The 19,554-nt window shown below is 72.7% G+C and carries 20 protein-coding genes; 10 read left to right on the top strand and 10 right to left on the bottom strand.

The annotated features are described in order from the left end of the window. The first annotated feature begins 9 nt into the window (after positions 1–9). The 3 genes from VFV67_RS03965 to araD are packed head-to-tail and all read left to right on the top strand — an operon-like array spanning position 10 to position 3,318. On the top strand, positions 10–660 hold the full coding sequence (locus VFV67_RS03965; protein WP_326467261.1) for a GntR family transcriptional regulator: 651 nt from the start codon (positions 10–12) through the stop codon (positions 658–660). After that, on the top strand, positions 650–1,567 hold the full coding sequence (locus tag VFV67_RS03960; protein ID WP_326467260.1) for a dihydrodipicolinate synthase family protein: 918 nt from the start codon (positions 650–652) through the stop codon (positions 1,565–1,567). The genes VFV67_RS03965 and VFV67_RS03960 overlap by 11 nt, the downstream gene beginning before the upstream one ends. Then, positions 1,564–3,318 (top strand): L-arabinonate dehydratase, encoded by a 1,755-nt coding sequence (gene araD, locus VFV67_RS03955; protein ID WP_326467259.1) that lies wholly within the window; start codon positions 1,564–1,566, stop codon positions 3,316–3,318. The genes VFV67_RS03960 and araD overlap by 4 nt, the downstream gene beginning before the upstream one ends. Before the next feature lie 19 nt (positions 3,319–3,337). Here araD and VFV67_RS03950 read toward each other — a convergent pair whose 3' ends face one another. The 5 genes from VFV67_RS03950 to VFV67_RS03930 all read right to left on the bottom strand — a co-directional run bounded on the left by VFV67_RS03950 (position 3,338) and on the right by VFV67_RS03930 (position 5,984). Beyond that, on the bottom strand, positions 3,338–3,928 hold the full coding sequence (locus VFV67_RS03950) for a nitroreductase family protein (protein ID WP_326467258.1): 591 nt from the start codon (positions 3,926–3,928) through the stop codon (positions 3,338–3,340). 10 nt (positions 3,929–3,938) lie between these two features. Then, positions 3,939–4,484 (bottom strand): YbaK/EbsC family protein, encoded by a 546-nt coding sequence (locus VFV67_RS03945; RefSeq protein WP_326467257.1) that lies wholly within the window; start codon positions 4,482–4,484, stop codon positions 3,939–3,941. Beyond that, a complete protein-coding gene (locus VFV67_RS03940) occupies positions 4,481–4,777 on the bottom strand; it encodes a DUF2516 family protein (RefSeq protein WP_326467256.1) in 297 nt (98 codons plus the stop codon). The genes VFV67_RS03945 and VFV67_RS03940 overlap by 4 nt, the downstream gene beginning before the upstream one ends. A gap of 85 nt (positions 4,778–4,862) precedes the next feature. After that, positions 4,863–5,531, bottom strand: coding sequence for a hypothetical protein (locus tag VFV67_RS03935; protein ID WP_326467255.1), 669 nt, complete (start codon positions 5,529–5,531; stop codon positions 4,863–4,865). Positions 5,532–5,540: 9 nt separating this feature from the next. Further along, positions 5,541–5,984: a helix-turn-helix transcriptional regulator gene (locus VFV67_RS03930; RefSeq protein WP_326467254.1), complete on the bottom strand. Its 444-nt coding sequence runs from the start codon at positions 5,982–5,984 to the stop codon at positions 5,541–5,543. Between the two features lie 110 nt (positions 5,985–6,094). Here VFV67_RS03930 and tgmC point away from each other — a divergent pair, with 110 nt between their 5' ends. Next, entirely contained in the window at positions 6,095–7,273 is a 1,179-nt protein-coding gene (gene tgmC, locus VFV67_RS03925) for an ATP-grasp peptide maturase system methyltransferase (protein WP_326467253.1), read from the top strand. On the opposite strand, the gene VFV67_RS03920 is transcribed toward tgmC, so the two are convergent. Together VFV67_RS03920 and VFV67_RS03915 are read right to left on the bottom strand one after the other, a co-directional pair. Further along, positions 7,257–7,883, bottom strand: a complete 627-nt coding sequence (locus VFV67_RS03920; protein ID WP_326467252.1) for an AAA family ATPase — start codon at positions 7,881–7,883, stop codon at positions 7,257–7,259. The two genes, tgmC and VFV67_RS03920, sit on opposite strands and share 17 nt — an antisense overlap. Positions 7,884–7,888: 5 nt before the next feature. Beyond that, on the bottom strand, positions 7,889–8,221 hold the full coding sequence (locus tag VFV67_RS03915) for a zf-TFIIB domain-containing protein (protein ID WP_326467250.1): 333 nt from the start codon (positions 8,219–8,221) through the stop codon (positions 7,889–7,891). A gap of 123 nt (positions 8,222–8,344) precedes the next feature. Here VFV67_RS03915 and VFV67_RS03910 point away from each other — a divergent pair, with 123 nt between their 5' ends. Genes VFV67_RS03910 through VFV67_RS03900 form a run of 3 tightly spaced genes read left to right on the top strand, consistent with a single transcriptional unit; the run spans position 8,345 to position 12,306 of the window. Beyond that, a complete protein-coding gene (locus tag VFV67_RS03910; RefSeq protein WP_326467248.1) occupies positions 8,345–9,094 on the top strand; it encodes a 3-hydroxybutyrate dehydrogenase in 750 nt (249 codons plus the stop codon). A gap of 26 nt (positions 9,095–9,120) precedes the next feature. Next, positions 9,121–10,515 carry an MFS transporter gene (locus VFV67_RS03905; RefSeq protein ID WP_326467246.1) on the top strand — a complete coding sequence of 465 codons (1,395 nt, stop codon included), beginning with the start codon at positions 9,121–9,123 and terminating at the stop codon, positions 10,513–10,515. Positions 10,516–10,539: 24 nt separating this feature from the next. Continuing rightward, positions 10,540–12,306 carry a helix-turn-helix domain-containing protein gene (locus tag VFV67_RS03900; protein ID WP_326467244.1) on the top strand — a complete coding sequence of 589 codons (1,767 nt, stop codon included), beginning with the start codon at positions 10,540–10,542 and terminating at the stop codon, positions 12,304–12,306. 136 nt (positions 12,307–12,442) lie between these two features. On the opposite strand, the gene VFV67_RS03895 is transcribed toward VFV67_RS03900, so the two are convergent. Together VFV67_RS03895 and VFV67_RS03890 are read right to left on the bottom strand one after the other, a co-directional pair. Then, the gene (locus VFV67_RS03895; RefSeq protein WP_326467242.1) at positions 12,443–12,979 is read right to left on the bottom strand and encodes an N-acetyltransferase; all 537 of its coding nucleotides are present in this window, start codon (positions 12,977–12,979) and stop codon (positions 12,443–12,445) included. A gap of 19 nt (positions 12,980–12,998) precedes the next feature. Next, the gene (locus tag VFV67_RS03890) at positions 12,999–14,270 is read right to left on the bottom strand and encodes a tannase/feruloyl esterase family alpha/beta hydrolase (RefSeq protein ID WP_326467240.1); all 1,272 of its coding nucleotides are present in this window, start codon (positions 14,268–14,270) and stop codon (positions 12,999–13,001) included. A 148-nt stretch (positions 14,271–14,418) separates the two neighbouring features. Between VFV67_RS03890 and VFV67_RS03885 the strand changes: the two genes are divergently transcribed. The 3 genes from VFV67_RS03885 to VFV67_RS03875 all read left to right on the top strand — a co-directional run bounded on the left by VFV67_RS03885 (position 14,419) and on the right by VFV67_RS03875 (position 17,268). Beyond that, a complete protein-coding gene (locus VFV67_RS03885) occupies positions 14,419–15,372 on the top strand; it encodes a PHB depolymerase family esterase (RefSeq protein WP_326467238.1) in 954 nt (317 codons plus the stop codon). Positions 15,373–15,473: 101 nt separating this feature from the next. Beyond that, positions 15,474–16,415, top strand: a complete 942-nt coding sequence (locus tag VFV67_RS03880) for an ABC transporter ATP-binding protein (RefSeq protein WP_326467237.1) — start codon at positions 15,474–15,476, stop codon at positions 16,413–16,415. Between the two features lie 91 nt (positions 16,416–16,506). Continuing rightward, entirely contained in the window at positions 16,507–17,268 is a 762-nt protein-coding gene (locus VFV67_RS03875; protein WP_326467235.1) for an ABC transporter permease subunit, read from the top strand. 4 nt (positions 17,269–17,272) lie between these two features. On the opposite strand, the gene VFV67_RS03870 is transcribed toward VFV67_RS03875, so the two are convergent. Then, entirely contained in the window at positions 17,273–19,540 is a 2,268-nt protein-coding gene (locus VFV67_RS03870; RefSeq protein ID WP_326467234.1) for an FtsX-like permease family protein, read from the bottom strand. Between the last annotated feature and the right edge of the window lie 14 nt (positions 19,541–19,554).

Here is a 19,554-nt window from a genome sequence, read left to right as displayed (position 1 = left end):
TATTCATATATGATATACCATCGTGCCGCGCCGCCCGGCTCGCGCACCGACTTCGTCCTGGAGGCGATCAGGGACGAGATCCTCGGCGGCGCGCTGCGGCCCGGCCAGGCCCTGGTCGAGGCCGAGCTGGCCGAGCGCATGGCGGTGTCCAAGACCCCGGTGCGCGAGGCGCTGAAGACCCTGGCCGGCACCGGTCTGGTGGTGCTGAGCCCGTACAAGGGCGCCAGCGTGCGGGTGGTGGACGGGGCGCTGGTCCGGGCCGTCTACGAGGTGCGCACCGTGCTGGAGCCGGAGGCCGTCCGCGGCGCGGTGCGCGCGGGCGCGGACTTCGGCCCGGCCCGCGAGATCCTCACCGAGGCCGTGCCGAACGCCGACCCGGCGCGGATGAGCCTGGTCAACCGGCGCTTCCACCGGGCCATGTACGCCGGCTGCGGCAACCCGCTGATGATCAGAATCCTGGACGACCTGCGCGACCAGACCGCGCTGATCACCGTCGCCGGCTGGGGCATCCGGCCCACCTGGACGGCCGAGCTGGCCGAGCACGGCGCGGTGCTGGCGGCGGCCGAGGACGGCGCCGGCGACCGGGCCGCCGCCCTGCTGCGCCGGCACATCCAGCGGTTCGCCGACCGAGTGATCGAGGAGTTACCCGATGTCCCATGAGGAACTGCGCGCGGCGCTCGCCGGGGTCGTGGCGATCACCGTCACCCCGTTCGGCCCGGACGGCGAACCGGACGAGACCGCGCACGCCAAGCTGGTCGACCGGCTGCTGACCGGCGGCATCCCGGTGATCACGCCGAACGGCAACACCAGCGAGTTCTACGCGCTGAGCCCGGCCGAGACCGAGCGGATGGTGGACCTCACGGTGCAGGCCGTCGCCGGGCGCGCGGCCGTGCTGTGCGGGGTCGGCCACGACCTGGCCACCGCGATCGACGCGGCCCGGTACGCGCACCGGGCCGGCGCGACCGGGATCATGATCCACCAGCCGGTGCACCCGTACCTGGCGCTGGACGGCTGGGTGGACTATCACCGGGCGATCGCCGATGCGGTGCCGGACCTCGGCGTGGTGCTCTACATGCGCAACCCGCGGATCGGCGGCGCGCAGCTCGCGGCGCTCGGCGCGGCGTGCCCGAACGTGGTCGGGGTCAAGTTCGCGATGCCCGACCCGGTCCGGTTCGCCACCGTGGCCAGGGACGCCGGGCTCGACCGGTTCACCTGGGTGGCCGGCATGGCCGAGCTGTCCGCGCCCGGCTACCGGGCGGTCGGCGCCCACGGGTTCACCTCCGGCCTGGCCAACGTCGCGCCGGAGCTGGCGGTCCGGATGCAGGCCGCGCTGACCGCCGGCGACTATCCGGAGGCCATGCGGGCCTGGGAGCTGATCCGGCCGTTCGAGGAGATGCGCGCGGCCGGCGAGTCGGCCGACAACGTCTCGGTGGTCAAGGAGGCGCTGGCCCAGCTGGGCCTGTGCGGGCGCGCGGTCCGCCCGCCGAGCCGGGAGTTGGACGCGGCCGGCCGGGCCCGGGTCGGGGCGATCCTGGCGACCTGGGGGCTGCGGGTCGAGCACCAGTGAGCGAGCGCGCGAGCGAACCATCGGGCACTGCCCGGCGGTCGCCGGAGGAGTTGCGCAGCCACCGGTGGTACGGCGGCGAGGGACTGCGGTCGTTCAGCCACCGGTCGCGCAGCCGGCAGCTCGGGCTGAACCCGGAGGAGCACCTCGGCAAGCCGGTGATCGGCATCCTGAACACCTGGAGCGGCATCAACCCGTGCCACATGCACCTGCGCGAGCGGGCCGAGCAGGTGGCAAGGGGGGTGTGGCAGGCCGGCGGCTATCCGGTGGAGTTCCCGGTGGCCACGCTGTCCGAGACGTTCCAGAAGCCGACCCCGATGCTGTACCGCAACCTGCTGGCCATGGAGACCGAGGAGATCCTGCGGTCCTATCCGGTCGACGGCGCGGTGCTGCTCGGCGGCTGCGACAAGACCACCCCGGCGCTGCTGATGGGCGCGGCGTCCGCGGACCTGCCGGCGATCTTCGTGCCGGCCGGCCCGATGCTGGCCGGGCACTGGCGCGGCGAGGTGCTCGGCAGCGGCACCGACATGTGGCGCTACGCCGACGAGCGCCGGGCCGGTCGGCTCGGCGAGGCGGAGTGGTCGGAGCTGGAGGCGGCGCTGGCCCGCTCACCCGGGCACTGCATGACGATGGGCACCGCGTCCACGATGACCTCCGCGGCCGAGGTGCTCGGCATGACGCTGCCCGGCGCGGCGTCGATCCCGGCGGTGGACTCCGCGCACCATCGGATGGCCGCGGCCAGCGGGCGGCGCGCGGTGGAGCTGGTCTGGGCGGACCTGCGGCCGTCGCGGATCCTGGACGAGCGGGCCTACGCCGACGCGGTCACCACCGTGCTGGCCCTCGGCGGGTCCACCAACGCGGTGATCCACCTGATCGCGATGGCCGGCCGCAGCCAGGTGCCGCTCGGCCTGGCCGACTTCGACCGGATCGCAAGGGACACCCCGGTGCTGGCCGACATCCGGCCCGGCGGCCGGTTCCTGATGGAGGACTTCCACTACGCCGGCGGCCTGCGCGCCCTGCTGGCCCGGCTCGGGGCGCGGCTGCACCTGGACCGGATCACGGTCAGCGGGCGGACCCTCGGCGAAGGGCTGGCCGGCGCGGCCGTGCACGACGACGAGGTGATCCGCCCGGTGGACCGGCCGCTGGCCGCCGAGGGCGGGGTGGCGGTGCTGCGTGGCAACCTGGCCCCGGACGGCGCGGTGATCAAGTACATCGCCGCGACGCCGGAGTTGTTGCGGCACACCGGTCCGGCCGTGGTCTTCCACGGCTACCGCGACCTGCGGGACCGGATCGACGACGAGGATCTGCCGGTCACCCCGGACTCGGTGCTGGTGCTGGCCGGGGCCGGGCCCAAGGGCGGGCCGGGCATGCCCGAGTACGGCATGCTGCCGATCCCCACCCGGCTGCTCCGGGCGGGCGTGCGGGACATGGTCCGGATCTCCGACGCACGGATGAGCGGCACCAGCTACGGCGCCTGCGTGCTGCACGTCGCACCGGAGGCGCACGTCGGCGGTCCGCTCGCGCTGGTCCGCGACGGCGACCCGATCACCCTGGACGTGCCCGCCCGAACCCTGAGTCTGGACGTCCCGGACGACGAACTTGCCCGCCGCCGGGCCGCGTGGATCCCGCCGGAGCCGACCTTCGAGCGCGGCTACGGCGCCCTCTACTACGAGCACATCACCCAGGCCGACACCGGCTGCGACTTCGAGTTCCTGGCCCGCCCCGGCAAGAACCCCGACCCCGACCCGGAATGATCCCGGGGTCCGGTGCTGGTCACCAGCGGCCGCGGTGGATCACCTCGTCGGGTCGTTTGCGTTTGGCGCGGAGGTCGTGGACCGGCTCGGTGGAGTAGCCGGCGGAGATGGCGCCGATCGGGTGGAACTCGTCCGGCACGCCGAACGCGGCGCGGTAGTTCGGGATGCGTTCCCTTGGCAGGCCGAAGAAGCAGGCGCCGAGGCCGGCGTCGGTGGCGGTCTGCAGGATCAGCAGCGCGGCCATCCCGGCGTCGATGTCCCAGTAGGGCGCCGGCCACCGCGTTTCGGACCGGTCGGTGAACCCCTTGTCCGGCTGGGCGTACCGGTCCAGGTAGACGTCCTTGTTGGAGTGCACCACGATCAGCAGCGGCGCCTGGACCGTGACCGCCAGGTAGTCCGCCGACCCGTCCGCCGGGCGGCAGGCCTCCCGGAACCAGTCGATGTCCGCCGGGGTGTCCAGCACCAGGAAGCCCCAGCCCTGGGAGAACCCGGCGGACGGCGCCCGGACCGCGTTGTCCACCATCCGGTCCACGATCTCCGGCGGCACCGGCCGGTCCACGTCATAGGTTCGGATCATGCGGCGCCGCCGCACCACGTCCTGGAACTCCATGGTCCCGACCCTAACGGCCGAGCGCCGCGGTGACCTCCACACCGGACAGGGCGGCCAGCAACCGGCCGGACACCAGCAGCTTGCTGCCCCGGATCCCACTGCCGACGACCAGCTCGGGTAATTCGGCCACGGCCGCGTCGACCAGCAGCGGCCATCCGTCCGGCAGCCCGATCGGGGTGATCCCGCCATAGGCCATCCCGGTCAGCTCGACCGCGGTGTCCATCGGGGCGAACGAGGCCTTGCGGACATCCAGCCGGCGGCGCACCACCCCGTTGACGTCGGCCCGGGTGGTGGCCAGCACCAGGCAGGCGGCGAACCGCTCCACGCCGGAGCGCCGGCCGGACACCACGACGCAGTTGGCCGAGGCGGACAGCGGCGTGCCGTAGGTGGCGCAGAAGGCGGCGGTGTCGGCCAGGTCCGGGTCGATGGCGGCCACCCCGACCCGGTCCGCGCCGGGCAGCGCGGCGAGCGCCTCGGCCACCGGCGCACCGAGCAGGTCGGGCCGGTCGACGGCGCGTTCGACGTGCAGGGACCCGGCGATGGTCCAGGCGGTCATCCCCACCTGTTCCCGCGCTGCGCCTCGTTGAGCTTGGGTCGCACGTCGACGATGTAGACCAGCGCGGCCACCAGGCCGGCCATCCAGAACATCCAGGTGATCCCGGCGAAGCTGAACAGCAGCAGCGCGACGGCGGCGCCTGCGGTGATCGCCAACCAGGCGGGCTTGGTCATCCGGTCGGCGGCCGTGAACGCGTCCGGGCGCTGCATCAGGGCGTGCACGAAGGCGAACACGCCGACCGGTACGGCCGCCCATTTGATGATCACCAGGATCAGAATCGCGGTCTCTGGCACAGGGCCAAGACTACGTGACGAGCCAGGAATGCCCCATACGCGGCGCCGGGGCGCAGGGTACGGGGCATTCCTGGCTGCGACGGGGTTACTTGCCGCCGGTGGTCTTGCTCTGGGTGCTCTTGGCCGGGCGCCGCGGGGCGGTCTTGTTGGCCGCCTTGCGGGTGGTGCTGCGCACCTCGTGCGCCACCTCGTCGCCGGCCTCCTGCACGTCGGCGGCCACCTCGGCGGCGGCCTTCTGCACGTTGCGGGCGGTCTTCTCGCCGACCGACCGGGTCCGCCTGCTCACCCGGGTGAGCAGCTCGTCGGCCAGCTCACGGGCGTCGCCCGCGGCGTCGCCGACCCGCTCCTGGAGCGTGGCGATGGCCACCTCGAGCTGGTCGAGGGCCTTCTGCACCTGCGGCTTGGCGCGCAGCTTGGCCACCGCGTCCTCGCCGGCGCCGGCCAGCTTCACGTACAGCTTCTGCGCGGCGTCGGTGTAGTCGTCGACCAGCTTGCGCAGCTCGGCCGGGTCCACCTTCTCGCGCAGCGCGGTCAGGTCGCTCGGCAGGTTCTCGGCGGCGGTCTTCGCCTTCTCGGTGCCGGCGTTGACCCGGGTCCGGGCCTTGTTGACCGCGTCGACGATGGCCTGGGTGGCCAGGTCACCGGCGCCGATGGCGGCCAGCAGCGGGGTGCGGACCTGCTCGGCGGCGGCGCCGAGCGCCTCGACCGCCTGCTTGCGCGCCTTTTGCACGTCCTTCGCCTTCGGCATGGTCATGATCGTCACTCACTCCTTGGTGTGGGGCCCGCTCGATGTCCTGGTCTCACCGTCCACATCAGACCCCTCCACTGTGGACCGTACCGCGTCGTTCTCCCGGCGGAACGACTCGTAGACGTCCAGCAACACCTGCTTCTGCCGCTCGGTGAGCTCGCTGTCCGCCCGGATGGCGTCGACCACCGGACCGCCCTTCGGCAGATCGAGGATGCCGGCCTGCACGTACAGCGCCTCGGCCGAGATCCGCAGGCCCTTGGCGATCTGCTGCAGGATCTCCGCGCTCGGCTTGCGCAGCCCACGCTCGATCTGGCTCAGGTACGGGTTGGACACACCGGTTCGCTTGGCCAACTGGCGCAACGAGATCTTGGCGTTGTTGCGCTGCTGGCGGATGTACTCGCCGATGTCCCGTCCGAGGTCGGCGACCTTCTCCGAGACCTTGTCGACCGCCTCGTTCATCGTCGCCTCCCTCGGACACCATTGACGTTACGCGGCAGTGCTAGCTCCTGCAAGCACCTAGTACGCACTTTGCCGGTGTGCTCGGTCACAGGGCCGCTACGGTGGGAGGGATGGCGACCAAGGGCGAGGTCGAGAGCACCGCGCGCCGCTACCGCGGCCGGCTGGTGCGCGCCCTGGAACGCGACGGCCTGCTGGCCGATCCCCGCTGGCGGGCCGCCTTCGCCGACGTGCCGCGGCACGAGTTCCTGCCCCGGTTCTTCCAGCCGGCGACCCCGAGCGCCTGGACCGCGACCGACTGTACCGACGACGACTGGCTCGCGCAGGTCTACGCCAACCGGGTGCTGGTCACCCAGCTCGACGGCGATCCGGAGCGCTGGACGGCGGCCCGCGAACGCGGCCAGGTCCGCGGCGTCCCGACCAGCTCGTCGAGCATGCCGGCGATCATGGCCGTGATGCTGGAGGCGCTGGACACCGCCGACGGCGACCGGGTGCTCGAGATCGGCACCGGCACCGGCTACAACGCGGCGCTGCTCTGCCACCGGCTGGGCGCCGGCCAGGTGTCCACCGTGGACATCGACGCCGGCCTGGTCGCCGTCGCCACCGAACGGCTGGCCGCCATCGGCTACCGACCCACCTGCGTGGCCACCGACGGCGCCAAGGGATACCTGCCGAACGCGCCGTACGCGCGGGTCGTGTGCACCTGCGCCGTGTCCGCGGTGCCGCTGCACTGGCTGGCCCAGACCCGGCCCGGCGGCGTCGTGGTCACCACGCTCAACCGTCCGCTCGGCGCCGGCCTGGTCCGCATCGAGGTGGGTGACGGGCCGGCCGGACAGGGCCGGGTGCTCGCCGACGACGGCCGGTTCATGCCGCTGCGCGCGCACCGCAGGCTGGTGGACGAGCGGCTGGTCAGCACGCTGCGTGCGGCGCCGGGGCCGGCTCGCGACACCGAGCTGACCGCGGCCACCGTGGCCAGCCCGGCCAGCCCGTTCGAGTTCTTCGCCGGCCTCGCGCTGCCCGGCGTCGTGCCGGTGAGCACCGAGGACGTCCTGCTGCTGATCCACCGGGACGGGTCGTGGGCCCGGCAGCACAGCGCATCCGGCCGCCACACGGTCACCCAGGGCGGCCCGCGCCGGATCTGGGACGAGGTCGAGCGGGCCTACGACCAGTGGCGCGGGCTCGGCCGGCCGCGCCGGTGCCGGTTCGGCATCACGGTCGCCCCGGCCGGCCAGGAGCTCTGGCTGGACCGGCCGGACGGCCCGCACCGCTGGCCGGTCAGCCCGATCGAGTAGCCAGCCGCTCGCCGATCCACTCGGCCACCAGGTCCGCGGTCTGCTCGACCGTGCGGGTGGTGGTGTCCAGCAGCTCCATCGGCGGCTTGGTGGTGGCGGCGTGCTCGCGCACCCAGTGGTTGAACTCGATCATCTCGGCGATCCGCGGCTCGTCCCACTCCCGCCAGGGCGGGCGCCTGCGCAGCCGCTCGCGCAGCGGCTCGTCCGCGCAGACCAGCGCCAGATAGTGGGTCTCGCCGACCAGTACCCGCTCCGGCCGGTGCTCCAGTTCGGGCGGCACCACGGTGCCGCACAGCACCACCGGCCGCCCGTTCTGGCCGAGCATCGCGATCATGCGCAGCCAGGTGCGGCGGAACGCGCCGAAACCGTCGGACGGGTCGCGCAACGCGTCCACCCAGAGCACGTCCTGCTCGAGCACCACCGCCCGGCCGGCCAGCCGGTCGAGCAGCAGCCGGGCCACGGTCGACTTGCCGGTGCCGCTCGGGCCGGTCACCACGAACAGCGGCAACCGGTGGAACGGCTCCCGGTGCCCACACGCCGCGCACACCAGCACCGGACCGTCGCGAACCTCCGGCTGGTCGGCCCACTCGCCGCAGCCGGCACAGATCATCAGGTTCAGTCGAACAGCTCCTCGAGGAAGCCGCGCCGCTTGCGCTTACCGTGCCCGCCGTAGCCGTGCGGCGAGTCGCGGTAACCGCCGTGCCCGCCGTACCCGTGCGGCGAGTCGCGGTAGCCACCACTGTGCCCACCGCCGCGGTAGGGCGCCGGCGAGTCGGCCCGGTAGGCCGGCGGCGGGGCGGCCGGGGAGTAGTGCCGCTGCTCGGCGCCGGATATCTGCTGCAGCTCACCGCGGTCCAGGAAAATCCCCCGGCAGCCCTCGCACTGCTCGATGTGGATTCCCATGCGGTCCACGGTGCGCATGACGTTCTGACACTTCGGACAAATCACACCGCCACATTACGCAGGAAGCACCGCCCGCGCCCGCATGGTCGCACCCGACACACCCCGGCGCCGGGTTGTGGGGTCCGGCCACATCGTCGAGGCGGGCCGGGAAACCTAACGTCGCAAGACATGACGAACGACCTGGCCGGCCGGACCGCGCTGGTCACCGGCGGCGGCGGCAGCATCGGCGGGGCCTGCGTGCGGGCATTGGCCGCGGCGGGGGCAAAGGTGCACGTGGTGGACCGGGACGGCCCGGCCGCCGAGCGGGTCGCGGCCGAGGTGGACGGCTGGGCACACGTGGTGGACCTGGCCGACCCGGCCGCCGTCGACACGCTGCCGGACACCGTCGACGTCCTGGTGAACAACGCCGGCCTGCAGCACGTCGCGCCGCTGCACGAGTTCCCGCCGCAGATGTTCGACCTGCTGCAACGGGTGATGGTGACCGCGCCGTTCCTGCTGATCCGGCGCTGCGTGCCGCACATGTACGCGCGCGGGTGGGGGCGGATCGTGAACATCTCCAGCGCGCACGGGATGCGGGCCAGCGCCTACAAGGCCGGCTACGTGGCCGCGAAGCACGGGCTGGAGGGCCTGTCCAAGGTCGCCGCCCTCGAGGGCGCGCCGCACGGGGTGACCAGCAACTGCGTCGACCCCGGCTACGTCCGCACTCCCCTGGTGACCAACCAGATCACGGCCCAGGCGGCCCTGCACGGCATGAGCGAGGACGAGGTCGTCGAGCGGGTGCTGCTGAGCCGGACCGCGATCAAACGGCTGGTCGAGCCCGAGCAGGTGGCCGCGCTGGTGCTGTGGCTGTGCGGCGATGCGGCCGCGCCGATCACCGGTGCGTCGCTGCCGATCGACGGCGGCTGGACCGCGAACTGACCCATCCCTCCAACGAAGTGCGGGTGATGTCCTTGTCCACCAACCCAACCCCGACCCGTGGGCGCAACCTGGCCAAGGTGGTCGGCGCGAGCATGGTCGGCACCACCGTCGAGTGGTACGACTTCTTCCTGTACAACTCGGCGGCGGCGCTGGTGTTCCCGAAACTGTTCTTCCCGAACTCCGACCCGCTCACCGGCACCCTCCTCGCCTTCCTGACCTACGCGATCGGGTTCGGTGCCCGGCCGATCGGCGGCCTGGTGTTCGGCCACTACGGGGATCGGTTGGGGCGCAAGAAGTTGCTCGTGATCAGCCTGGTGCTGATGGGCGTGGCCACGTTCGGCATCGGCCTGCTGCCGACCTATGCCGCGATCGGCGTCGCGGCCCCGCTGCTGCTGACGTTGCTGCGGCTGGTGCAGGGTTTCGCGCTCGGCGGCGAGTGGGGCGGCGCGGTGCTCATCGTGTCCGAGCACGGCGACCCGCGCAGGCGCGGGTTCTGGGCCTCCTTCCCGCAGGCCGGCGTGCCGGCCGGAAACCTGCTGGCCACGGCGATTCTGGCGATCCTGGCCGCGGTGCAGAGCGACGCCGCGTTCGAGTCGTGGGGCTGGCGGATCCCGTTCCTGCTCTCCGCGGTGCTGGTCGTGATCGGGCTGTGGATCCGGTTGTCCGTGGCCGAGTCGCCGGTGTTCCTGGCCGCCGCGGAGCGGGCGGGGACGGACGCGGTCAAGGAGCACGCGCCGGTCGTCGAGGTGGTCCGGCGCAGCTGGCGGCAACTGCTGATCGCGATGGGCGCCCGGATGGCCGAGAACATGTCCTACTACGTGATCACCGCGTTCATCCTGGTCTACCTCACCACCGGCCTGGGCCTGGCCCGGTCGGTCGGGCTGAACGCGCTGCTGATCGCCGCCGGCGTGCACCTGGTGACGATTCCGTTGTGGGGCGCGCTGTCCGACCGGATCGGCCGCAAACCGGTCTACCTGTTCGGCGCGATCGGCATGGGCGTGTGGGGCTTCATCTTCTTCGTGCTGCTGGACACCGAGTCGTTCTGGGTGATCACCCTGGCGACCACCGTCGGGCTGGTGCTGCACGGCGCGATGTACGGGCCGCAGGCGGCGTTCTTCTCCGAGCTGTTCGGCACCCGGGTGCGCTACTCCGGCGCGTCCATCGGCTACCAGCTGGCCTCGATCGCGGCCGGCGCGCTCGCTCCGATCATCGCGGTCGCCCTGCTGAACGCCTACGACAGCACCGTGCCGGTGTCGCTGTACATGGCCGGAATGTGCGTGATCACGGTGATCGCGGTTGCGGTCGCCCGGGAAACCAGGGGCAGCTCGCTCGGCGACGGCACCCCGCCCGACCTCCCGGCGGCCCGCGCCGCCGGGGACACCGCCGGGGACACCGTCAGCACCGTGTCGTCCAAGGGCTGATGTGGCGACCGGTTACCTGACAACATGACGGCCGTGGTCGCCGGATCCGACGCGGTACGCCAGCTGCTCGACCTGCTCGCCACCGAGGCGAGCGGCGAGCGGCTGGCCCGCGCCCGGGAGCTGGCGCTGCGGATCGAGAACACGCTCGCCGCGCACCGCAGGCGCGAGGCCCACCTGACCGCGTTGTTCGAAACCGCAAGCGATCTGACCCGGCTGCACGACCCGGACGAGGTGCTCCGGTCGATCGTGCACCGGGCCAGAATGCTGCTCGGCGCCGACGTGTCCTACCTGACCCTCAACGACGAGCCGGCCGGCAAGACCTACATGCGGGTCACCGAGGGCTCGGTATCGGCGCTGTTCCAACAGGTTCGGCTGGGCATGGGCGAAGGACTCGGCGGCCTGGTGGCGCAGACCGCGCGCCCGTACGCCACCGCCGGCTACATGTCCGACGCCCGGTTCCACCACACCGGCCCGATCGACGCCGCGGTCCGGGAGGAGGGCCTGGTCGCCATCCTCGGCGTCCCGCTCGCCTTGGCGGAGAAGGTGATCGGCGTGCTGTACGCCGCCGACCGGGCCCCCCGCGAGTGGGCCGCGGAAGAGGTCGCGCTGCTGTCGTCGCTGGCCAACCACGCCGCCGTGGCCCTGGACAACGCCCGGCTGCTGGACGAGATCAGCGCGCACAACGCCGCCCTGCGCCGGGCCGCCAGCGCGCACGACCGGCTCGCCGACCTGGTGCTGCGCGGCGGCGACATTCCCGAGGTCGCCGCCGCCGTCGCCGACGTGCTGCACGGCGGCATCATCGTCTTCGACGCCTCCGACACCGAGCTCGCCCGGATCGGCGCCGAGCCCATGCCACCCCCGGTCGCCGCCATCGCCGCCGCCCGCTCCAGTGGCCGCTCGGTGTCCACTTCGGACGGTTGGGTGTGCGCCGTGCTCGCCGGCCCGGAGCTGCTCGGCAGCCTGGTGCTCACCGGCCGCCCCGCGCTCACCGACGCCGACCGCCGGCTGTTCGAACGCGCCAGCGTCGTCACCGCGCTGCTGTTCCTGCTCCGGCGCTCCGTGGCCCAGGCCGAGGAGCAGGTCCGCGGCGAGTTGCTCGCCGACCTGCTCACCACTCCGGACCGCAACCCCGCTGCGCTGCTGGCCCGCGCCCGCCGCCTCGGCATCGACCTCGCCGCCGCGCACACCGTGCTGGTCGCCCACACCGACGGCGTCTCCCGCCGCCGGCTCGCCATGGCCTGCGCCCGCTACGCCGCGCTGGTCGGGGTGCACGCCGAACGGGTCGTGCTGCTGTCCCCCGATCCCAGCCCCGGCCCGCTCGCCGGCAAGCTCGCCGCCGAGCTTTCGTCCACTTTGGACACCGCGGTCACGGTCGGCGCCAGTGGCCCGGCCGCCGGTCCGGTCGCCATCGCCGGCGCGCACGACGAGGCGTCCCGCTGCCTGCGCGCGCTGCTGTCCCTGGGCCGCCACGGCCACGGCGCCGCGCTGTCCGAGCTGGGTTTCGTGGGACAGCTGCTCGGCAATCGCACCAACCTGGCGGATTACATCCGGGCGACCCTCGGCCCGGTACTGGACTACGACGCGCGCCGGGGCACCGAGCTGGTGCACACGCTGCGCACCTACTTCGAGTGCGGCGGAAACCTCACCCGCGCGAAGGACGTGCTGCACGTGCACGTGAACACGGTGGTGCAGCGGCTGGACCGGGTCGCGGCATTGTTGGGCGACGACTGGCAACGACCCGACCGCGCCCTCGAGATCCAACTGGCCCTGCGCCTGCACTCGTTGTCATAGCGGAACCTCATTGAGACAACTCTCGGGCCACCCAACGCAACCTCAGGGGCACCGTGGCGGCACCCAGCCACAATCAACCGCCAAACCCGCACTTCCGCCGGAACGCGACAACAGCAGTTAATTCCGGAGAGGCGGGCTAGCGTAGGCCCACACAATCGTGCAGCCAGAACGGATCCGCGTACACCACCGCGCCGGTCATCCACGGCTCGTAGCCGTCCAGCGGGACCACCTGGAAGGCGGGGTCGGGAATGCGCACGGAGGGCCTGGTGAAGCCGAGCGGGATGGCGGGCTGGAAGCCGTACCGGACGTAGAAGGCCGGGTTGCCCTCGAGGAAGACCAGCGGGAACACGGTGCGCGCGGCCTGGGTGAGGGCGTGCCGGATGAGGGCGGAGCCGACTCCCTGGCGTTGGTGGGCGGAGTGGACGGCCACCGGGCTGAGGACGAGGACCTCGACGAGGCGTTGCGGAGCGTCGAGCCAGGAGCGGGTGAGCATGGTGGCGCCGACGATCTCGCCGTCGAGGTCGGCCACGTAGAACAGCTCGGCCGCACCGGCGGAGGTGTTCTGCAGGGTGACGACGAGGTCGCCGACGACCGGATCCTGGAACGAGTCGGTGACCACCTCGCGGACGGTGGGCAGTTCCTCGCGGCGCTGGGTGCGGATGGTGACGGGCACCTGGGCACCGTAGGGGGTGTCACCGGAAGGCGCACGCCAGATTCGGCGCGATCGTGCGGGACGGCACCGGGGGTTGGCCGCGCAGCCAGGTGGACAGGGCGTCGAAGGCGGCCAGGAAGCAGGGCGCCATGGGGCGCAGCCGGTCGGGATGGGTGTCGACCAGGCCGTCGACGTGGTTGCCGGTCTCGATCCGGTAGTAGCGGTGCAGGCGGTCGCGGCCGGCGTCGTCGACCATCCGGGCGTAGGCGTCGGAGGACTGGGAGATGGGCAGCAGGGAGTCCAGGGTGCCGTGCAGGGTGATCAGCGGGCGGGTGATCCGGCCGGTGAGGGAGATCCGGTGCACGGCCTGGTGCACGGCGGCGGGGCGGCCGGCGTAGTCGTAGTCGGCCTCGGCTCCGGTGTAGGACGGGTCGAACTCCTGGCGGTAGGCGCGCTGGGTGATGTCCCAGTAGACGCGGTGGTGGAAGTCCCACAGGAACTCCGAGCCGGGGGCGAAGCCGGCGGCGAGCAGTTGGGCGTGGTCGCCGGCCGGATAGCCGCGCAGCGCAGGCGGCAGGAACGTGAACAGGTTCGGGCCGTCCGCCCGCCAGAGGGTTCCCTCCCAGTCCACGCCGCCGTCGAACAGCCACGGGTTGCGCTCGAGCTGCCAGCGGACCAGGTAGCCACCGTTGGACAGGCCGGCCATCAGGGTGCGGGCGGGCGGGCGGCCGTAGCGCTGGGCCAGCACGGCGCGGGCGGCCAGCGCGAGCTGGGTGACCCGGGTGTTCCACTCGGCCACCGCGTCGCCGGGGCGGGCGCCGTCGGTGAAGAACTCGGCGCCGGTGTTGCCCTTGTCGGTGGCGGCGAACGCGTAGCCGCGGGCCAGGACCGCATCCGAGATGGCCCGGTCGTTGGCGTACTGGCGGCGCGAGCCGGGCGCGCCGGACACCACGAGGCCGCCGGTCCAGCGGTCCGGCAGGCGCAGCACGAACTGGGCGTCGTGGTTCCAGCCGTTGTTCGGGTTCGTCGTGGACGTGTCCAGAAAGTAGCCGTCGATCTGGATGCCCGGCACCCCGGACGGCTGCGGCAGGCCGGCCGCGGTGAGGCCGGCCCAGTCCGCCGGCACCGTGTGCCCGGACCCGACCGTGCCGGCCGTGGTCAGCTCGGACAGGCAGGCGGCGCGCTGCACCGGTGCGCCCGGAACGTGCAGCCGGTCCAGCCGCGCACAGTGTCCGGAATGGACGGTGGCGGCGGCCGCCGGGACGGGCGCCAGCAGCAGCGCGGTCACCAGTAGGGCGGTTCGGGCGAACATGCACCGACGGTAGGCCGCGCCGGTCGCGGTCGTGAGGTGGCCGGCCACCACACCGGCGGCCCGGAATACGTGTCCCGGCCATATGTCCTGCACCGGTCGTCCGCTCCTACCGTGGGAGAAAACGGTTCCAGCACAACGAGGTGCGGCCATGCGCAAGCTCCTGCTGCCGATCGTCCTGCTCGCCGGCCTGCTCGCCGGCACCAGCCCGGCCACCGCGGCCGCCATCACCGAGGTGACCGGGTTCGGCACCAATCCCGGTGCGCTGCGCATGTTCCGGTACGTTCCGGACGGTCTGCCCACCGCACGTCCGGTGGTGGTCGCGCTGCACGGGTGCAACCAGAACGCCGCCGGCTACGGCACCGACTCCGGCTGGGTCGCGCTCGCCGACCGGTGGCGGTTCGGCCTGGTGCTGCCCGAACAGCAGACCGCCAACAACGCCGGCCGCTGCTTCAACTGGTTCCAGAACGCCGACACCGGCCGGGGCCAGGGCGAGTCCGAGTCGGTCGCCCAGATGGTGCGCCGCACCCTGACCGACACCGGCGCCGACCGCGGCCGGGTGACCGTGACCGGGCTGTCCGCCGGCGGTGCCATGACCTCGGTCCTGCTCGCCGGTTACCCGGACCTGTTCAGCGGCGGCGCGGTGGTCGCCGGCCTGCCGTACCGGTGCGCAGGCGCCCTGATCGAGGCGTTCTCCTGCATGAACCCCGGCCGCGACCGCACCGCGGCGCAGTGGGGCGACCTGGTCCGCGCGGCCGGCCCGCACCCCGGGCCGTGGCCGACCATGACCGTCTGGCACGGCACCGCCGACTTCACCGTGGCCCAGGCGAACCAGCGGGAACTGGTCGAGCAGTGGACCAACGTGCACGGCATCCCGGCCACGCCGTCCGAGACGGACACCGTCGCCGGCTACCCGCACGCGGTCTACCGCGACGCCGCCGGCCGCATCGCCGTGCAGACCTACACGATCACCAGCATGGGCCACGGCCAGCCGGTGGATCCGGGCACCGGGACCGGCCAGTGTGGCCGGGCCGCGGCGTTCGTGCTGGACGTGAACATCTGCGCGGCCTGGCACACCGGCACCTTCTGGGACCTGGCCCGCTGACCGTCATCCCAACGAATGATCAGAATCAACCGCGCGGTGTACTGATCTTCCGTTCCCCCTGGTGTTGGATGGTGCGGTCAACCCCAGGAAGGGAGGACCCCGTGGCTGACGCGTCCGGCCGGATCGAGGTATCCGGTCTGACCAAGATGTTCGGCACGGTCAAGGCCGTGGACGACCTGAGCTTCACGGTGGAACCCGGCACGGTGACCGGGTTCCTCGGCCCGAACGGCGCCGGCAAGACGACCACCCTGCGCTGCGTGCTCGGCCTGGTCGCGCCGACCGCGGGCGGCGCGACCATCGGCGGCCGGCCGTACGCCGGCCTGACCACGCCGCCCAAGAACGTCGGCGCGCTGCTGGAGGCGTCGAGCTTCCACCCGGCCCGCACCGCCCGCAGCCACCTGCGGATCTACTGCACGGTCAGCGGCATTCCCAAGCAGCGCGCGGACGAGGTGCTCGAGCTGGTCGGGCTGAGCAGCGCGGCCGACCGCAAGGTCAAGGGCTTCTCGATGGGCATGCGGCAGCGGCTCGGGCTGGCCGCGGCACTGCTCGGCGACCCGGAGGTGCTGATCCTGGACGAGCCGGCCAACGGCCTGGACCCGGAGGGCATCGTCTGGCTGCGGCAGTTCCTGCGCCGGCTGGCCGGCGAGGGCCGGACCATCCTGGTGTCCAGCCACGTGCTCAGCGAGGTCGAGCAGACCGTGGACCACGTCGTGATCATCAACAGGGGCACGCTGGTCCGGCAGGGCAAGCTCGACGAGTTGGCCGAGCACCACGGGCACGCCGTGCTGGTGCGCAGCCCGGAGATCGACCGGCTGGTTACCGCGCTGGACGGCAAGGCCGAGCTGACCAAGCTGCCGGACGGAGCCGTGCGGGTGATCGGGCCGACCACCGCCGAGGTCGGCCACATCGCCTTCACCGAGCGGATCGAGTTGCACGAGCTGGCCACCGAGCGCAGCGATCTGGAGGAGATCTTCTTCGCCCTGACCGGTGAGGCCGGGGCGGTCGAGCACTTCGGCTCCGTTGAGGGGGGAACCGCACAATGAGCGAGCTTGCGAGCGAATCATCGATATCGGCCCTGGCGCCGAGCGTGCGAAGCGGCGGGGTCAGCCGGCACCGAGCTTGCGAGGTGGCGGCATGACCCGGCTGGTCCAGGCCGAGTTCGGCAAGCTGTTCAGCACCAAGCTGTGGCTGTGGCTGCTGCTCGGCGCGCTCGGGTTCACCGCGTTGTTCGTCAGCCTGACGATCGGGTTCGAGGGGCAGGAGGGCAACCCGGTGCCGCCGCTGTCCACTCCGGAGGGACAGCGCAACCTGTTCAGCTCGGCCAGCGCGGCCGGGATCTTCGCGCTGATCCTCGGGATCATCGCGGTCACCGGCGAGTTCCGGCACCAGACCGCGACCCCGACGTTCCTGGCCACGCCCCGGCGCGGCCGGGTGATCAGCGCCAAGCTGCTCGGCTACGCGGTCACCGGCGTCGGCTACGGCATCCTCACCATCGCGGCGGCGATCGCCATCGCGCTGCCCTGGACCTCGGCCAAGGACATCGAGCTGACGCTGACCGAGAACGGCATCCCGGCCGTGCTGTTCGGCGTGGCCGCCTCGGTCGCGGTGTACGCGCTGCTCGGGGTCGGCGTCGGCGCCCTGATCCGCAACCAGATCGCCGCCGTGGTCGGGGCGCTGGTGTACCTGTTCCTTGTCGAGCAGATCGTGTCGGCCGTGCCGGTGGTCCGGGACTACTACAAGTGGCTTCCCGGCGGCGCGAACAACGCGCTGACCGGCACCTTCGTCCCGTCCGTCGACCTGCTCGAACCGTGGCAGGGCGGGCTGCTGCTGGTCGGCTACGCCCTGGTGTTCGCGGTGCTGGGCACGGTGCTCGCGGTGCGCCGCGACGTGACCTGAGCCGCTACTCGCTGCGCAGCGCGGCCTGCCGGGTCGCGCCGCGCAGCGTCGGCAGGGTCAGCCCGGTGACCACCAGGACCAGCGCGGCGGCCGTGCCGGAGAACAGCAGCACGCTCGGCCAGTCCATGTCGAACGGCTGGCCGAGCAGCCCGAACACCAGCGCGGCCAGCCCGGTTCCGCAGACCACGGCCACGGCCACGCCGACCAGCACCGGGATCGTGTGCTGCCATAACAGCGACCGGGCAAGCGTCGCGGTCGGAACCCCGGTCGCGACCAGCGCGGCCAGCGGCCGGCGCCGCTCGCGCACCTGCTCCAGCGCCAGCACCAGCATGCTCACTCCGGCGAGCAGCAGGGTGAACAGCGCGCCGCCGAGCAGGGCATTGCGGATCAGCTCGAAGACCTGCACCTCCGCCGGGAACCGCACCACGTCCTGTTCGGGCTGGACCCGCGCCCGCCAGGCGTACGGGGCCATTGCGTTGCGCACGTGGTCGACGACGTCGGGAACCGCCGAATCGACCACGGCCACGACGAAGGTGCTCGAACCCGGAACCGGCAACCCGTGCAACGCGCCCGGGGTGAGCACAAGCACGCCGAGATACCGGTCGAACAGGGTCCAGGTCGCGGGGCCCTGGATCGGCTGGATGTCGCGCGGGATGGTCCACCGGACGCCACCGGATCCGCTCGGCCGGTTGATATCGGCCAGCTGCACGGACTGACCCGGCGTGAGCGGGACCGACGGGTCGCCGAACACGTCGCCGTCGGCGCACCGCTCGACGGCGCGGTGCCGCAGCAGCACCGGGCAGTCCACGATGACCACGGTGAACTCGCCGATCCGGGTCCGGACCAACACCTGCTGGGCGGTCTCGACGTCGGTCACGCCCGGCACCGACCTGATCCGGTCGGTGGCCTCGGCGCCGTCGACGTCGTCGATGTGGACCACGAGCCGGTTGGTGAACTGGGCCAGGTAGGTGTCGATGGCGTACCGGTCGGTCTGCGAGGAGAGCACCGCCTGCAGGGCGATGGCGCCGGCAAGCACCACCGCGACGCCACCGACCACGCGGGCCGGGGTGCCGCTGTCCAGTTGTAATCGGCGCACCGCGAGCTGGGCCGACGGCGGGCCGCCGTGCACCCGGCCGACCACGCGTTCCAGCAACCACGGCAGCAGCGCCGGGATGCCGATCAGCATCAGCACGGCACCGGCAACGACCGCCGGGATCCACTGCTCGCTCGGGCCGGTCACCTCGCCCTGGCCGAGCAGCAGCACCGGCCCGAGCAGTACCGGGACCAGCCGCCACCACAGTCGGCGGCGGACCGGCCGGCCCCGGCGCACCACGCCGAGCGGCTCGATGATCGTGCGCCGCAGGGCGAACTGCGCGGTCAGCACGGCCAGCCCGGGAACCACCAGCACGATCAGCAGCACCAGCGGCCACGGCGGGGACACGTCGCTCGGGTACGGCCGCACCCCGAGCACCGGGATGCTGCCGAGCGCCGCCCGGAACAGCAGGAACAGCGCCACCCCGAAGACCAGCCCGGTCAGCGCGGCGACCAGCGACTCCGCGGCGGCGATCCGCCTTGCCTGCCGCGCGTCCGCGCCGACCAGCCGCAGCGCGGCCAGCCGGCGGTCCCGCTCGGCGCCGGCCACCCGGGCGCTGGTGGCGATGAACACGAACACCGGCACCAGCAGCACCACCGTGCCGATCACCAGCAGCACGACCAGCTGAGCCGGGACCGGGTCGATGAAACCCGCGCCGAAGCCGTACACCGGCTGGGCATTGGTCTGGTCCAGGTCTCCGACGCCGGCGTAGAAGCTCAGCGTGGCCGCGTCGCTCACCCCGTCCCGGCCGATCGTCCCGATCACCCGCTGCGGGAACCGGGGTCGCAGCAGCTCCCCTTCCGGACTGGCGAGCAGCTCGGCCAGCGCCGCGGAGAGCACGATCTCGCCGTCCCCCGGCAGCCGGGTCAGGCCCGGCGGCATCGGGTGGCGGGGTCCGGCCGGGGTGGTGAAGTTGCCGGCCAGCGAATGGCCCCGGAACTGGGTGGTGAAGTACTTCAGGTACAGCGGGTCGACGCCGGCCACCGGGCCGGAGGTCGGGATCTGGGCGGCGGCGCGGGCGTCCCGCGCGGCGAACATCGGCCCGGCCGAGGCACCGACCAGCAGGATCGCGACCGCGAGGCCGATGCCGATGGTGCCGAGCGCCAGCCGCGCGACACCTGTCTTGGAGGTCCGGCCGCCCCCGACGGCCAGCCGGACCCCCAAGCGCAGGTCGCCCACCCACTGGGCGGGCC

This window comes from Actinophytocola sp. (assembly GCF_035762905.1).
Classification (GTDB): domain Bacteria; phylum Actinomycetota; class Actinomycetes; order Mycobacteriales; family Pseudonocardiaceae; genus DASYTH01.
The sequence above is the reverse complement of the archived record's forward strand: the minus strand, read 5'-3'. Positions and strand labels throughout refer to the sequence as shown.